Consider the following 15,761-nt stretch of genomic DNA (forward strand, 5'->3'; position numbering starts at 1 on the left):
TATCACCTCAGCATGTAGCGTTGGGTCAGCGGCAGCTCATGCGCCGGCTCGCAGGTGGCCAATTCGCCATCGACAAAGACATCGAAGGTCTGCGGATCGACGCGGATGTTGGGGCAGGCATCGTTGTGCAGCATGTCCTTCTTCGTGAGGCCGCGATTGCCGCGCGAGGGCAGCAGCGCCTTCTTCAGATCGAGCGTCGCGGCAAGGCCCCGGTCGATGGCGAGCGGATTTACGAAGCAGGCCGAGAGCGCCTGCTTGGCGCGTCCGAAGGCGCCCCATTGCGGGCGCAGCAACAGCGGCTCGCAGGTCATCAGCGACGCGGCGCTGTCGCCCATGGCACCCCAGGCGATGAAGCCGCCCTTGATGACGAGCTCTGGCTTGATGCCGAAGAAAGCCGGCCGCCAGATCACGATGTCGGCCATCTTGCCGTCTTCGAGCGAACCGACATGCGCGGCGATGCCGAAGGTGCGGGCTGCATTGATGGTGTATTTGGCGACGTAGCGCTTGATGCGTTCGTTGTCGCCGAAGCGCGTCGCCTCCTCTGGCAGGCGGCCGCGCTGCTTCTTCATCTTGTCGGCGAGTTGCCAGGTGCGGCAGATCACCTCGTTGATGCGGCCCATGCCCTGGCTGTCGGAGCCGAGCATTGAGATCGCGCCGATATCGTGCAGGATATCCTCGGCGGCGATGGTCTGGGCGCGGATGCGGCTTTCGGCAAAGGCGACATCCTCGGGAATGGCCGGGTTGAGGTGATGGCAGACCATCGTCATGTCGAGGTGTTCGTCGAAGGTGTTGACGGTGTAGGGATTGGTCGGGTTGGTCGAGGACGGCAGGCACCACGGCACGCCGGCGACGCTGATGATGTCCGGGGCGTGGCCGCCGCCGGCACCTTCGGTGTGGTACATGTGGATGGTGCGACCGTTGATGGCGGCGAGCGTGTCCTCGAGGAAGCCGGATTCGTTCAGCGTGTCGGTATGGATCTGGACCGGGAAATCGAGCTGGTCGGCCACCGTCAGGCAGGTGTCGATCGAGGCCGGCATGGTGCCCCAGTCCTCGTGCAGCTTGAGGCCAAGGCAACCGGTCTCGATCTGCTCGACCAGCGAGGCCGGCTTGTGCGAATTGCCGCGGCCGAGAAAGCCGAAATTGATCGGCCATTCTTCCGCCGCCTGAAGCATCTTGCCGACATTGAACGGGCCGCCGCAATCGATGCCGACGGTGATCGGCCCGAGCGAACCGCCGAGCATGGTGGTGATGCCCGAGGCAATGGCATGCTCGCACAATTGCGCGCTGTCGAAATGGACATGCACGTCGAGCGCGCCGGCGGTGGCGATCAGGCCCTCGCAGTCGCGCACCGTGGTTGCCGCGGAGACGATCAGGCGCGGATCGACACCGTCCATGATCGCCGGATTGCCGGCCTTGCCGATGCCGACGATCTTGCCGTCCCTGATCCCGAGATCGCCCTTGACGATGCCGACCACGGCATCGATCACGGTGACATTGCACAACAGGAAGTCGAGCGCGCCCTCGGCACTGGTGACGCCGGCGGCAAGGCCGGCTCCGTCGCGCAAGGTCTTGCCGCCGCCATGCAGGCATTCGTCGCCATAGACGGCGAAATCCTTCTCGACGACGGCGACGAGCGAGGTGTCGCCGAGGCGAAAGCCGTCGCCGGTGGTCGGGCCATACATTGCCGCATAGTCGCGGCGTGACAGTGTTGCCATGGTCGTTCCTCCCCTCAGGCGCCGCGGAAGCCGCGGGCGCGGGCGTTATCAAGGGCAGCGGCCTTGACCGCCGCATCGTCGGCCGAGCCGTTCGACAGCCCGTTGAGGCCGGAGAGCTGTTGCTGCCCGCCGAAAGTGGTGAGCGGCACGTCCTTCTCCTGCCCCGGCTCGAAACGCACCGCCGTGCCCGCGGCAATGTCGAGCCGCATGCCGAAGGCAGCCGCGCGGTCGAAGTCGAGCGCCTTGTTGACCTCGAAGAAGTGGTAGTGGCTGCCGATCTGCACCGGACGGTCGCCGGTGTTGACCACCTTCAGCGTCAGCTTGCGGCGGCCGGCATTCAGCTCGATCTCGCCGTCTTCGGTGATGATCGCGCCGGGTTCGAGATCGTCGGCAACGGCACCGGCTGCCGGCCGCAGCGGCTCATGCACGGTGACCAGCTTGGTGCCGTCGCGGAACGTCGCCTCGATCTGCAACATCGGCAACATCGCCGCCACCCCTGGCATGACGTCGGCCTGGGTCAAGATGGCGGAGCCGAACGACATCATCTCGGCGACCGAGCGCCCTTCCCTGGCGCCTTCGAGAATCTCGTCGGAGATGATCGCGACGGCTTCGGGGTAGTTGAGCGACAAGCCTTTGGCCCGGCGTTTGCGCGCAAGTTCGGCCGCCGTGTAGATGGTCAGGCGTTCAAGTTCGGTCGGGGTAAGCAACATGGCGTGCGCTCCTCATCAATTGGAAAACAGGCGCTGGCCGGACGTGCCGTGCATGGCGACTGCGATCTCGCAAAGCGGCGTGAACGAACGCAGCGCCTCGCCATCCGCGACCGGCCTGCAGGCCGCGGCTTCGATCGCGGGTAGTGCCCGGGCCATCGAAGCCTGCGCGTCGATGGCCCCGATCAGGCCGAGCCGCACCGCAGCCGTCGCCAGCGAGGCGACCATCTGGTAGCCGCCGATCGCAACGGCCGTCGCCTCGTCGAGGCCAAGCGCCTGCCACACAAGGCCCTGGACGACGGCGAGGTGGCCGCAGGCGCTGCCATAACGGACCATTCCGCGATAGGCAGTCGCCCCCTTGGTTCCCAGGCGCCCATGGGTGGTCAGGAGGGCCGTGCCGTTGCGGCGCGAGCCCGACCGCAGCCCCTCCACGAAGGTCGAGGCCTCGACCTCGCGGTCCAGTTCGGCAAGCGCGTCGAGATCGCCGGCAAGCCGATACGCCCGCACCAGCGCGACACGGTCCGCATCGGCCCAGCGGTGGCGGATCTGGGTGTCGACGAAATCGGCGAATTCGAACACGCCCAACCGGTCGGCCAGCGATGACGATGCCTCGAGCCCTTGCGAAAAGGCAAAGCCGCCTGATGGGAATTGCCCGTCGGCATGCTGCAGGGCGACGAGCAGGTTCGTTGCGGAAAGGCTCATTCGGCCTCCTCGCTCAGCTTGACCCGACCGCCGGAAATCAACGGCTCGATGCGCGCGGCATAGGCCGAGGCGGGCCCGTCCTGCGCCACCAGAAGATCCTCACCGTCGAAACGCACCCGCCAGTGGAGATTGCCGGCGTGATAGCCGAGTTCCAGCGCATCGCTGGCCGAGTGCGGCGTGATCCTCAGCCAGCGCTGCTCGCCGGCCCTGACTATCACCGCGCGATGGTCGTCGAGCACAAGCACGGCACCATCGTGCAGCTTCTGGTCGCGCGGCAAGGTGATCGCCACCTCCTCGCCCTTGTCCGTCCGCGCCATCAGCCGCCGCCGGTCGAGATCGCCGGCCGCAACCGTCACGAACTCGACCGCATGGTGATGTTCGAGATGGTGGATGGCCTCGTGCAAGCCCGGATCGCTTCGGCTGCCTACAACGCTTTCAACTCGCAGCATCTCAAAATCCTTTCTGCGCTAGACCACTCGTCGGTGCCATCGGATATCCCGACCACCAAAGCCACTTCGGCTCTACAGGCTCATATGCTTGTGGATCAGCTCGTTGCTGAGGTCGGCAGTTTCGCCGGCTGCCGCGATTTGTCCCTTTTCGAGGATGGCAAATCGATGCGCAGCGGTACGCGCAAAGCGTATCTTCTGCTCGACGAGGATGATGGTCAGCCCATGATCCCGGTTGAGCGACATGATCGCTTTTTCGATATGCTCGACTATGTTTGGCTGGATGCCCTCAGTCGGTTCATCAAGGACAAGAATGCTTGGATCCGTGGCGAGTGCCCGGGCAATCGCCAGTTGCTGCTGCTGGCCGCCGGAAAGGTTGGTGCCACGTCGGTTCAGATGATCTTTCAAGAAGGGAAACAGGGTCCAGACCAAGGGAGGGACCGACATCTGGCGATCCGCCCGCGCGTTGCAGCCAAGCAGGATATTGTCGAGCACGCTGAGCCCTGGCACGATTTCACGCCCCTGGGGCACATAACCGATGCCGCGCCGCGCACGTTCATAGGTAAGGTCCCGGCTGATCTCGGTACCTTCGAATTCGATCGCGCCCTTGGTCTGCACGGTGATGCCGAGCAGGCTGCGCAACAGGGTCGTCTTGCCCACACCGTTGCGCCCCATGATGCAGAAAACCTCGCCCTTGCGGATTTCAAGATTGAGATCGTGGATGATGTGGCTGGTTCCGTAGAACACGTTGAGGTCTTTGAATTTAAGCATGGCTGAGCGTCGCCGATCCAAGATAGGCCTCGATGACCGCGGGGTTGCGTTCGATCTCCTCCGCGGTTCCCTCGGCAAGTACTGATCCCTGGTGCATCACGGTAATGGTCCGGCAGATGCGGCGGACGAATGCCATGTCGTGTTCGATCACCAGCACCGTGTGTTGGCCCGCAAGGTCGAGCAGCAACTCGGCCGTCTTGTCGGTTTCGGCCGAGGTCATCCCTGCGGCGGGCTCGTCGAGGAGAATGATCTTGGGGTCCTGGCTCAGGACCATTGCCAGTTCGAGCCATTGCAGTTGACCGTGCGACAGTTCCGATGCCTTGCGCTTCATCGAACCGAGCAACCCGGTCCTTTCTGCGACGGCGACCTCCCTGTCGCTTGGCCTGGGCTTCACCCGTTCGAACAGGTTCTGGAAAACACGGACCCTGCGGTTGCTGGCAACCTGCAGGTTTTCCAGCACGGTCATGTCCTTGAAAACCGTTGGCGTCTGGAACTTGCGGCCGACGCCGCTCCTTGCAATGGCAGCCTCGCCGATGCCGGTGATGTTGCGGTCATGCAGCCAGATCTCGCCCTCGGACGGCAGCGTCTTGCCGCAAAGGAGGTCGAGCAAGGTCGACTTCCCGGCACCATTGGCGCCGATGATCACCCTGAGTTCGCCATCGGCGATCGACAGATCGACGTCGCGAACGGCGGGAAATTCGTCGAACCTCACCGTCAGATTCTGCGTCCGCAGGATGGGGGCAGCTGATGCCAGTGCCGCAGTTCGAGATGGCCTGTGAAGGGCATTCATCAATCATGCCTCCCTTGCGGACAGTTCGGCCTCGGCAAAGCGCTCGGCCTTGCCGGAGCGTTCGACCAAAGCCTTGAATATCCCGGCAATCCCGTTCGGCATGAACAGAACGACGAAGACAAAAAGCAGACCCAAAATGATCGGCCAGACCGGCTGGAAGGTGGCGCTTTCGCTGGCAAGGGAGCCGACGAAATTGACGATCAGAGCGCCGATACAGGCGCCGAGCAGGGATGCACGGCCACCTGTCGCAGCCCAGATCACCATCGAGATGCTCAATGACGTCGCCATCAGCGACGGCGTGGCGAATTCGGAGGTCAGGGTGAACAGCATTCCCGCCAGGCCGGCGACACCGGCCGAAACGCAGAAGATGAAGAGCTTGTAATTCTCGACGTCGTAGCCGAGGTAGCGGGCGCGCGCTTCGTCCTCGCGAATGGCCTTGAGGACCTGGCCTATCCGCCCCGACAGCATGTAGCGGGCCAGGAGGATCACCGCGAGGAGCGTGAGCGCGACGGTGTAGTACGCGCTTGGGCCGTAGGGGTCGAATTCAAAGCCGCCAATTTCCAGCAGCGCAAGGTTGGCGAGGCCGTTGAAGCCGCCGGTGAGCGGCTGGTTGTTGATGATCAGCAACTGGCCGATCAAGGCGAAGGCCAGCGTGATGATGCTGACATAGACGCCGGTCGTCCGTCGCTTGAACATGACATAGCCGATCGCGGCAGCCAGTACGCACGGCACGACGATCGCAGCAATCATGCCGACCGTGATGGATCGAAATGGAATCCACAGGAACGATCCGGTGGTGACGCAACATAGATCGCGGACAGCATCCGGCTCCATGTTGAGAAGCATGAGTTGCGGTACCGGATTGTTTTCCGGTACGGCCAGGGTCAGCGACATCGCCAGCATGTAAGCGCCCATGCCGAAAAAAAGTCCCTGGCCGAGGCTCAGGATGCCGGCATAGCCCCACGACATGCTGATGCCGATCGCACAGATCGAATAGACAAGGTAAGTCGCGACACGGTTGGTCCAGAAGCTGTTGAGCACGAGCGGAAGCGCAAGCACAACGGCGAAGAACACTATGTATGCGATTATGGAAGCGGTGCGGTATGTCATGCGCTCGTCCATGTTGCAGCCAAGCTCAGCGGCTCTTGGTGACGAAGAGGCCCTGAGGCTTGAAGAGGAGAATGAGGATCACGACGGTGAACAGGACCGTTCGCCCGTAGACGTCGTTTGCCCAGGTGGCGACGAAGCTCTGGACTTCGCCGAGAATGCCTGCCGAGGCGAAGGTGCCGAGCAGATGGCCAACGCCGCCGGCGACGACAACGAGAAAGGCATCGACGACATAAGGCGTTCCCATGTCGGGTGACACGGTCTTGAAACCCGACACCAGCACGCCCGCAATGCCCGCAAGTCCGGAGCCATAGGCGAACGCCAGCATATTGACGCGCTTGTCGTTGATACCGCAGGCCGCCGCAGTATTCCTGGCAACCGAAACGGCCCGAAGCTGGCTGCCAAATCGCGTCCTGAAGATCAGCAGCCAACTGATAGCGCCCAACGCCAGGGCGGCCACGAACACGAAGGCTCGGTAGACCGGTATGTTGGCGCCGAAGACACGTATGGCCTGCTGCAGTTCGGCTGGAACAGGGACGTTCTGAAGGTCCGAGCCGAGGCCATCGATCTCGATGCCGAAGAGCCCGAGCCCAAAGTGAATTCGGATGAGTTGCTGCAGTATGAGCGCAATGCCCCAGGTTGCCAGCAAGGTGTCGAGCAGCCGCCCGTAGAGCCTGCGAACGACTGTTCGCTCGATGATCAGCCCGAAGGTCGCTGTCACCAGGAACGCCAGCGGCAGGCAGAGATAGATGTTGAAGCCAAGGTGCTTGGTCGCCAGGACCGTGGTGTAGGCCCCGATCATCACCATCTCGCCATGGGCCAGGTTGATGACGTTCATGGTGCCGTAGATTATCGCCAGGCCAAGGGCGACCATGAAAAGTATCGATGCGATACTCAGGCCGATGACAAATGTTTCCATGCCGCTTTCATCCGCGTCTGTCGAGGGATCGTGCCGGCGCGAGCATCCGCGCCGGCAAAGCTGGCTGATCGAGGACTAGAGGGTCGCCCCGCTTGTCGCGCAGACCCGCTTCTCGGCCGTCTCGCCGACACTCGAGTACGGCAGCGGCACAAGCGGCTCGGCATACTGATCGACTACGTCGAGCAGGCCGTCCGCACGGGTCTTGCCGATGCGCGGCGTCAGGTAGCTGTGCAGGTTGTCGGGATCGACCGTGACCTTGCCCTGCGGCGCGTCGAAGGACAGGCCGCCAACACTGGCAACAATGGCCTCCGGCGCGAGATCACCGGCCTTTTCTGCCGCCATTGCCCACATGTTGACGCCGATATACACCGCCTCCATCGCCGCGTGGGTTACAGCGTCGGCTCCGGCGTAGGCCTTGAATGCCTCGACGAAAACCTTGTTCTGCGGTGTGTCGACGGTCTGGAAATAGGGCAGCGAAACATAGCTTCCCAGCGCGTATTCAGGACCCATCGCCTTGATCTCGACTTCGGTTGTCGTCGAAGAACACAAAGGCAGCTTGTCGAAGTCGTAGCCCTGGTTGCGCAGCTCCCGGTAGAAGGCAACGATGGAGTCGCCCACGACGTTGGAGAAGATGACGTCTGCGCCGCTCGAACCGATCTTCGAGACCATGGACGCCCATTCGGTATGCCCGAGCGGGAGGTATTCGTCGCCGACAACCTCCATGCCGATCCTTTGGCAGATCGTCTTCGAGGTCTTTGCCATCCCGCGGGGAAAGGCATAGTCGGAGCCAACGATGAAGACCTTGTTCTTGCCGAGGCTCTTTTTCAGCCACGGCAGGGAATTTTCCAGCTGCTGGTTGGGCACTGCCGAGCCGGCGTAGAGCACGTTTTTGGAGCACTCCTCGCCCTCGTACCAGGTCGGCCAGACCAGCAGGCCCTTGCGCCGCTCCACGACCGGCAGGACAGCCTTGCGGCTGGCTGTGGTGTAGCAGCCGAAGATCACGGGAACCTGGTCTTCGATCGTGAGCTTGCGCGCCTTTTCGCTGTATATGCGCGGCTCGGATGCCGGGTCTTCGATGATGGCACGCAGCTGGCGGCCAAGAACGCCACCCTTGGCGTTGATTTCGGCAATCGCCATCTGGGCGCATTGGTTCATCGATTTCTCGACGATCGCCGTGGTGCCCGTCAGCGAATACATGATGCCGACGGGAATCTCATTTGCCGCCCAGGCCTTGCCCCCGAGACGCAGGATCGCCGGAGCTGCCAGTCCGACAGCCGCAAGACCCGATGCTTTAAGAAACGTACGTCGATCTTGGTTCTTCATTGTTCCTCCTGTTCGCATCTATGTGCGATTTATTTTTAGGAAGCCGCCCCATTCGCGGCCGTGCAGAACGTGTATTAGAACGATGTAATAATCAAAACTTATTCAGTATTTTTTCGCTCCTCCTGATATTTAGAAAGCTTAACTCCAAATCATACCATTCACTTCTCCGAAATAGTTGCGGAACACACGCGATAAGAATTTGGTTTTATTTTCTTGTTATTTACTATTACTACAGACATCCCTTTTCAGACGAACGAACGCTTGACTGACGATCCGGCACGCATGACGCCGAAACAGGTATCCGACTTTGGCCAAAGCAATGCCGCGCACGCGTTCGCACGCGCTGACCAATGAGCGTCGGGAATAGCTGTAAACTGAACCAACGGCTGCCAACGGCCCTGTCGGGAACAGCCGAAAACAAAAAAACCCGCCAACTCCGTTCAGGAGTCTTGCGGGCTACACAGCCTGTCAGTGCTGACGACCTTGTCTCGCACCGGATCGACGCTCAGGCTTCACCCGGCGTCAATTATTTTTCATTCTAGTCACGCATCTCTTTGAAGGTCAAGAGCTCATGTGCATTGATGATCGCACTCGCCAGATCGTCCATCGGAACGCGCTTTGCCATCGCCTGCCGACGAATGTTTTCGTAGGCATCATGCTCGCTAAGCCCTTGTGTTTCCATCAGAATACTCTTGGCCCGCAAGATCCGATTGTTTCCGGCCAGCTTTCGTTCGAGCTTGCGGATTCTCTTGCCCGCATTCTGTCGCTCCAGCCAAAGCGCGCGTGCGATCGTCAGGTTGGTCAGTAAGCCGAACGGGCGGATCGGCCGCTCGATGACTGCCAGCGCACCGCATTCCAGGACCACCTGAAGTGTGCTTGGGTCTTCGTAGGTGACCACCGCCAGCAAGGCGGGGTCGGACGGCTGCACCGGTCGAAACAGGCGCAGGATCTTTTCCCGGTTCTCCTGCTCGATCGAAACCAGGACCACCACCGCCGAGGGGCTTATGGCATCAGGCAGAGGCCAGGTCGTCTCACAGCTGCAGCCAATGCGGCGAAGATGCTCGATCAATGCCAATCCCTCCGAGTCCGGCGGATGGATGACTTGAACGCGCAAGCCTTTCAGGTCCTGGAGTATCCTGGCTGGCACCGAACGATCCACTATGCTTTGCGTTGCAGCTGATGTGGTTTGCTCATCCAATCATCGAATGACGCGGTGACGAAGTAAGGATCCGGCCTGACTCTCGTTTCGGATTGCCAGATGACGTCGAACTTGCCCTCCGAATTGACACGCCCGATCCGTGACCAGAGTTCTGTGTGGTGATTATCGGGGTCAATCCGTATGCGGCCTTGCGGCGCATCGAATTCCAGCCCGGCCAAGTGTTTGGCCAAAGCCTCAGGCTCATCCGTACCGGCCAATTCCAGAGCATTGGCGTAGAGATGAACCTGAAAATAGGCGGCCTCGGCGCCTGCCGTGACAGGAGCATTGGGGCCGAAGCGTTTTTTGTAGGCGGAAACAAACCGCCGCGCCTGTGGCGTGTCCAGAGTTTCGAAGAACGACGCCGAAGTCAGATGCCCCGCAGCAACCTCGGGCGCCATCTCGGCAACTTCGGCTTCGGTTGTCGTCAGGCTCGCGATCGGCATGGTCTCGACGTCAAAGCCGGCCTCTTTGTAGGCCTCGTAAAGCATGACCGCGCCGGTGCCCACCACCGTCGACACCACGATGTCCGGCTTCAGCTTCTTGATCTGCTTGATGACCCGGTCGAAATCCTTGCGGACGGCTTCGACAGGGACATAGATCTCGTCGAGAATGGTCCCGTTGGCCCTCGTCACAAGATCCATGACGACACGGTTGTACTCGTAGGGGAACACGTAGTTCGAGCCGACCAGGAGGAACCGCTTGCCGTAATTCTCTATCAGATACCGCGCGAGCTGGACCGCATTCTGGTTCGATGAGGAACCCGTGTAGAAACAACGTGTCGAGTACTCGAACCCCTCGTAGAAAGTTGGGTAGAACAGCAGTCCTCGGTAGGATTCTATTTCCGGGAGGACAGCCTTTCGCGCCGACGACATATAGCATCCGAAAATGATCTTGATGCCATCCTCGGCGAGAAGACGAACGGCGAGTTCCTGATATTTCTTGGCAGAACATTCCGGGTCATAAAAAACAGGCTTGATCGGTCGCCCCCGAACGCCGCCGGCTGCGTTGATCTCTTCTGTTGCCAGGCGTGTCGCATTCGCTTCCGCCATCTCGGCCGCAGCAGTTACCCCGCTGCTGGAGAACAAGACGCCAATACGCCAGTCGACATTTGCCATGCGATCTATGCCACCAATTGAGCAGGCCGAAACAAAGTACTCCGGTCATCAGCGTGAGCCGGACAGATTCTGCTTGGGGAGATTTGGGAAACGCCACTGTTTCCGGTGTCATAGAAATATCCTGCCGGCCGAAGAAAGGCAACGCGCTTGGGCAGCGTTACGTGTCAGGACCGTCAATCCAAACCGGCACTGCCCGTCGGGTCGCCTGAGCACACGGCTCCAGCCCCTTCGACTGATGGTCCTGCTTGCCTCACAGCCCAAGCCTCACATGGATCTGCAATCAATCCGCAACGTCTGGTGAAGCGTTCGCGAGGGGGATCCGCCTGAGGTTGCCAGCGTTGCCAACACCAGGCTCACATCGATCCCCCGCTACCATCTTCGGATATTACCCCTTTGCGGTCCGTTTTTTCTTTTCCGGATCGTCGAAGGTCAGCGTGTGAGCGATCGCGTTAGCCCGCAGCGACTTGCCGCGGACTTCCAGCTTTACGCCTTGCTTGGCATAGGGCACATCGAGACGGGCGATCGCCATCGATCGCTTGGTCAGCTTCGAATAGGACGGGCAGGTGATGACGCCGACCTTCTTGCCGTCGGCCCAGACCTCGTCGCCGAGATCGGCCATCTGGTCGCCCTCGATCAGCATGCCGAAGATCTTGAACCGCTCCTTGCCCTTCTGGCGATAATGCTCTTCCGCCCCCCGGAAGCCGGTCTTGCCAGGCGATACCGTGAAATCGAGGCCGAGTTCCCACAGGCTGTCTCCAACCGGCTCTCCTGCAATCGGGTACATCTGGGAATTGTCGTAGGGATAAAACAGCAGGTAGCTCTCGACCCGCAGCAGGTCGAGCGTGCTGAAGCAGCACGGGATGATACCCATATCCTTGCCTTCGGAAAGGATCGTATCCCAGACAAGCCGCGCATCCTGGCCGCGCACGAAAATCTCGTAGCCGCGCTCGCCGGTGTAGCCCGTGCGCGAGATCGTCACCGGAGCGCCGAACAGCGTGGTGTGGATGTGGTTGAAATAATTGAGGTCGCGGATTCCGGGCACGTGTTTGGCCAAGAAATCGACTGCCAGAGGTCCCTGCAGCGATAGATCGTGAAGGTCGTCGTCGAACAGCACGGCACAATTGCGCCCGGCGGCCTGCTTGATGATCTCCTCATGCGCCGTGCCGGTTCCGCTGACCAGCATCCAGGCGTTGGGTCCGTTGCGATACAGCACGCAATCGTCGGTCAGGTGGCCGCGCTCGTTGAGGATAGCGGCATAGACCGAACGGCCCGGCTGGATCTTGGCCACACTGCGGGTCGTGATGTACTCGAGGATCGCAATCGCGTGCGGCCCGATCAGGTGCATCTTCCGCAATCCTGAAACGTCCATCAGGCCGGCCCTGGTGCGGATCGCGACGTGCTGGTCGAACGGATCGGCGTCGTAGGTCCAGGCTGTTCCCATGCCGCTCCAATCCTCGAGATTGGAGCCGAGTGCTCGGTGACGATCGCCAAGGGCGGTAAAACGCCAGCTCAAGGTCATCTTGTTCCTCCGGTCATTTTGGCAAACAGGTTTCGTACCGGCGCGGCATCGCGCGCCAGGGAGTTCAATCGTTCGTCGCTTCCCATTTGCAGGGCATGCGACAGATCAGGATGCGGAGGTTTCAGCCGTATGGCCGAAGCGATGTGCCTGAGCGCCCTCCAACGCTCAGGCCGGGCGGAGGCGGCTGGGCGCCGGCTCCGCCGATCGATAGGCTCGACCGATCAGCCGGCCAGACCGGCTGCCAGGACGACGCCTGCGGCGGCGATGCCGCCACCGCCCACCTTGAGCGCGCTACGCCAGGACAAGCGGGCGACGAAGCTGGCAAGCGAGAAGCCCAGCGCATGCAGGACAACTGTCGAAGCGACAAACCCCAGCCCATAGAGGAAGGCATTGCTGGCAATCGGCAATTCCTGGCCGTGGGCGAAACCGTGCAGGCCGCCGAAGGCAACCGTCATCGCAAAGGCCGCACCGAACGGCACCCGGCTGCCCAGCGCCACGATCGCGCCCAGCAACACCACCGATCCGGCGATGCCCAGTTCGACAAAGGGAAGCGACAGCCCGGTCATGCCAAAGACCGCGCCCGCGATCATTCCGATGACGAAGCCGAGCGGCAGCCAGCGAAAATACGGCTCGTTGTCGGCATTCTGCCCGGCCCAGATGCCTACCCCAGCCATGGCCAGGATATGATCAAGCCCGGAGAGCGGGTGAGATAGTCCAGCCCCGAGGCCGCCGGCCTCGGGCAGAAAATGCGCGTAGCTCGGCATCGTCGACGCGGCATATGCAACGGCAACCGCCGCAGCGAACCGCGTGATCTTTGTTGTGTTCGTTGTCGTGTTCACCATCAACTCCTGTGGCCGGCGGCAGCCGGCCTTGTCCAAGTGGCTGTCTATTCGGCGGCGACCAGATCGGTGCGGCGCAGCTTGTCGTCGATGACGTCGCCATCCTGTGCTGCCAGCGAAGCCATCAGGCGCATGATCACGCACGCCGCCAGGCGGGCCGCCGTGCCGCTGATGTCGAAGATCGGGCATAGCTCGGTGAGATCGATGACGCTGACACCGCCACGCTTGGCGATCATGTCGACAATCCGCATCATCTCACGCGACTCGAGGCCGCCCGGTTCCGTCGAAGTGACGCCGGGTGCCGTCGACGAATCCATGACGTTGAAATTGAAGCCGAGGTACTGCGCGTCGGTGCCGCTCCAGACCCGGTCGATCGAACGCTCGACCAGCGGGTAGATGCCCGCGTCGAACAGGTCGAACATCGAGTCGTACTGAAGGCCTCTCTCCTTCGAGAGGTCGATATGGTCCTTCGGGTTCATGGCGTTGCGGGCGCCCAGATGCGCGACATTCCTGATGTCGAGATTGGGCAGTTCGGTGATGCGCGCCATGGCGCACGGGGCGAGATTGCGCTCGCCGGCCCAGCTGTCGGCCATGTCGAGCTGCGCGCCGAAATGCATGTAGCCCATCTTCTTTTGCGGGCCGATATGGTCGGACAGCGCCCGCGCCGCAGTGATCGAAATCGAGCGGTCGCCGCCGCAGATGATCGGGATGAGCCCGGACTTCAGCACTTCGCGGACCGCACGATAGATGCGCTCATGGGCCACCTCGGGGCTGACCTTCGGCATCGAAACGTCGCCGCAATCGACAGCCTTGCCATGCAGGTCGACATTGTATTCGAACCAGTAGGAAAAATACTCCTGCGTGATGAGGCGGAACTCGCGCGGAGCATCCTCCGAGCCGGGCTTGCCGATGTTACCCTCGTCGAACGGCACGCCGACGAAGGCGTATTTCGCACCGCAGGCCTTCAGCGCTTCGGCATTCAGCGGCACGTGAGCCGAACGCAGGAACGTGATCAGGCCGGGCGCCCGGTAGTTGTCGCCGGCGTCGCCGCCAAGCGGCGAGAACAGATGGGCATAGGATTTTGCTGGGTTCATGACTTAATCTCCTCCCTGAGAATTCTTACGGTTGCTTGCCCTGCTGGCGCAGGGTCTGGGCACGCGAGCCGAGATAGTGGTAGATCATGTTGACCGTCATCTTGGCGCTGATCTGGCTCGGATCGAAGTCCGGGCAGAGCTCGACGATATCGAGAATGTCGCAGCCGTGGCGGCCAGCGATGCGCGCAAGCTGGATCACTTCGCGCCCTTTCAGGCCGTAGCATTCCGGCGCGGAGTTGGCGGGCATGCAACTGATGTCGATCGAGTCCGTGTCCCAGGTGAAGTACAGCGAGTCGGTGTCCTTCTTCACCCGTTCGAAGATCTCGTTGGCGCACACTTCCAGCCCGCGCTCGATCATCTCGGGCATGGTCACAACGCGGATCTCGTTGTCGACGTAGAAGTCCCACCAGTCCTTGGGATTGAGGCTGTTGCGCGACCCCATATGCGCCATGTTCCTGGCGTTGCAATTGGGCAGGTCGAGCGCGCGCGGCGCGCCGGAGCAGTTGGTGATCAGGTTGCCGGCCCAGTCGGGTCCGGCGTCGAGATGGCAATCGACATGCAGATAGCCCATCTTGCCGCTGCCGGTGAAACGCGACAGCGCCTTGGCGCCGGGGATCGGCAGGGAGTGATCGCCGCCGAACAGGATCACCTTGGCGCCGCCTTCGAGGCACTCGGTGACGTAGTCGGCGGTATATTCCTGCGACTTGATGTTGTTGCCCGGCACGGTCGGCACGTCGCCGCAGTCGACGACACGGAAAAAGCTCAGCAGGTCGACGTCGTATTCGAACATGTAGGGAAAATACTGCGTCGTCGCGTCGCGCAGCCCCGCGGCGCCTTGCGAGGCGCCGGCGCGCACGATCTGGCCCTGGTCCCACGGCACGGCCAGGAAGCATATCTTGGCACCCATCTCGCGGATCTTGTGGCGATCCGGCGGGCAATAGGGCGCGCCCATAAAGGTGGCGAGCCCCCTGGATTTGAACGAACCATTGTGCAGCTTCGGCGAGTAGATGTGGTCATTCTCGCCGAACTGCTCGGCGGGGCCGCGATGTTGATGTGGCGTGAATTGCCACTTTGCTGTCTCTGTTTTTCGATCAAGCATGCTGTTCCTCCCAACAGATAACTACTGAAGTGCTTGCCGAGCCTGGGCCGCAGGGTGCTGCGCTTCTTCCTCAAGCTCGATGTGGATAAGCTCCATCTCGCGCCCGGACAGCACCTTGCGTGAAGGCCTCCCGCAGTCGGGGCAACGAAGATTGGAAAGCGAGAGCGGCGACCGCACCTCGGCGCAGTGCTCGCAGAATATGGTCAGCGGCACTTCCTCGATGTGCAGCTTGGCACCTTCACAAAGCGTGCCGCGCGTCGCCGGGCCGAAGCAGAAATAGAGCGAGCGGGCGATGCCGCACATGACTCCGAGGCGCACATGCATTCCGATGACCCGGGCCCGGCCGTTGCGCGCGGCGTGATCGCTGGCAAGGTCGATCAGGCTTGAGGCGATGGTGAGCTCATGCATGACACAACC

The 15,761-nt window shown here is 61.6% G+C and carries 16 protein-coding genes; all 16 read right to left on the reverse strand.

The features are described 5' to 3' along the window. Positions 1–2: 2 nt before the first annotated feature. Entirely contained in the window at positions 3–1,715 is a 1,713-nt protein-coding gene (ureC, locus tag NDO48_RS30055) for an urease subunit alpha (protein WP_267322175.1), read from the reverse strand. A 14-nt stretch (positions 1,716–1,729) separates the two neighbouring features. Further along, entirely contained in the window at positions 1,730–2,425 is a 696-nt protein-coding gene (locus tag NDO48_RS30060; RefSeq protein WP_263007822.1) for an urease subunit beta, read from the reverse strand. A 15-nt stretch (positions 2,426–2,440) separates the two neighbouring features. Beyond that, positions 2,441–3,124, reverse strand: coding sequence for an urease accessory protein UreF (locus NDO48_RS30065; protein ID WP_263007823.1), 684 nt, complete (start codon positions 3,122–3,124; stop codon positions 2,441–2,443). Then, the gene (gene ureE / locus NDO48_RS30070) at positions 3,121–3,573 is read right to left on the reverse strand and encodes an urease accessory protein UreE (RefSeq protein WP_263007824.1); all 453 of its coding nucleotides are present in this window, start codon (positions 3,571–3,573) and stop codon (positions 3,121–3,123) included. The genes NDO48_RS30065 and ureE overlap by 4 nt, the downstream gene beginning before the upstream one ends. Positions 3,574–3,645: 72 nt before the next feature. Then, the gene (urtE, locus tag NDO48_RS30075) at positions 3,646–4,341 is read right to left on the reverse strand and encodes an urea ABC transporter ATP-binding subunit UrtE (protein WP_263007832.1); all 696 of its coding nucleotides are present in this window, start codon (positions 4,339–4,341) and stop codon (positions 3,646–3,648) included. After that, positions 4,334–5,131 carry an urea ABC transporter ATP-binding protein UrtD gene (gene urtD / locus NDO48_RS30080; RefSeq protein WP_263007825.1) on the reverse strand — a complete coding sequence of 266 codons (798 nt, stop codon included), beginning with the start codon at positions 5,129–5,131 and terminating at the stop codon, positions 4,334–4,336. The genes urtE and urtD overlap by 8 nt, the downstream gene beginning before the upstream one ends. Positions 5,132–5,134: 3 nt before the next feature. Next, positions 5,135–6,241, reverse strand: coding sequence for an urea ABC transporter permease subunit UrtC (urtC, locus tag NDO48_RS30085; protein WP_263007826.1), 1,107 nt, complete (start codon positions 6,239–6,241; stop codon positions 5,135–5,137). A gap of 25 nt (positions 6,242–6,266) precedes the next feature. After that, entirely contained in the window at positions 6,267–7,157 is an 891-nt protein-coding gene (urtB, locus tag NDO48_RS30090) for an urea ABC transporter permease subunit UrtB (protein WP_263007827.1), read from the reverse strand. 75 nt (positions 7,158–7,232) lie between these two features. Beyond that, a complete protein-coding gene (locus NDO48_RS30095) occupies positions 7,233–8,480 on the reverse strand; it encodes a transporter substrate-binding domain-containing protein (protein ID WP_263007828.1) in 1,248 nt (415 codons plus the stop codon). A 538-nt stretch (positions 8,481–9,018) separates the two neighbouring features. Next, positions 9,019–9,627 (reverse strand): ANTAR domain-containing response regulator, encoded by a 609-nt coding sequence (locus NDO48_RS30100; RefSeq protein WP_263007833.1) that lies wholly within the window; start codon positions 9,625–9,627, stop codon positions 9,019–9,021. 11 nt (positions 9,628–9,638) lie between these two features. Then, positions 9,639–10,793, reverse strand: coding sequence for a transporter substrate-binding domain-containing protein (locus NDO48_RS30105; protein ID WP_263007829.1), 1,155 nt, complete (start codon positions 10,791–10,793; stop codon positions 9,639–9,641). A 385-nt stretch (positions 10,794–11,178) separates the two neighbouring features. After that, positions 11,179–12,312 carry an aminomethyltransferase family protein gene (locus NDO48_RS30110; RefSeq protein WP_263007830.1) on the reverse strand — a complete coding sequence of 378 codons (1,134 nt, stop codon included), beginning with the start codon at positions 12,310–12,312 and terminating at the stop codon, positions 11,179–11,181. Between the two features lie 221 nt (positions 12,313–12,533). Then, positions 12,534–13,151, reverse strand: coding sequence for a HupE/UreJ family protein (locus NDO48_RS30115; RefSeq protein ID WP_267322174.1), 618 nt, complete (start codon positions 13,149–13,151; stop codon positions 12,534–12,536). 47 nt (positions 13,152–13,198) lie between these two features. After that, positions 13,199–14,245 (reverse strand): arginase family protein, encoded by a 1,047-nt coding sequence (locus NDO48_RS30120; protein ID WP_254300332.1) that lies wholly within the window; start codon positions 14,243–14,245, stop codon positions 13,199–13,201. Positions 14,246–14,270: 25 nt separating this feature from the next. After that, positions 14,271–15,344 carry an agmatinase family protein gene (locus NDO48_RS30125; RefSeq protein ID WP_267322173.1) on the reverse strand — a complete coding sequence of 358 codons (1,074 nt, stop codon included), beginning with the start codon at positions 15,342–15,344 and terminating at the stop codon, positions 14,271–14,273. A gap of 21 nt (positions 15,345–15,365) precedes the next feature. Beyond that, positions 15,366–15,752, reverse strand: a complete 387-nt coding sequence (locus NDO48_RS30130) for a hydrogenase maturation nickel metallochaperone HypA (RefSeq protein WP_254300334.1) — start codon at positions 15,750–15,752, stop codon at positions 15,366–15,368. Positions 15,753–15,761 lie beyond the last annotated feature (9 nt).

This window comes from Aminobacter sp. MET-1, from assembly GCF_026521175.1.
Lineage (GTDB): Bacteria > Pseudomonadota > Alphaproteobacteria > Rhizobiales > Rhizobiaceae > Aminobacter.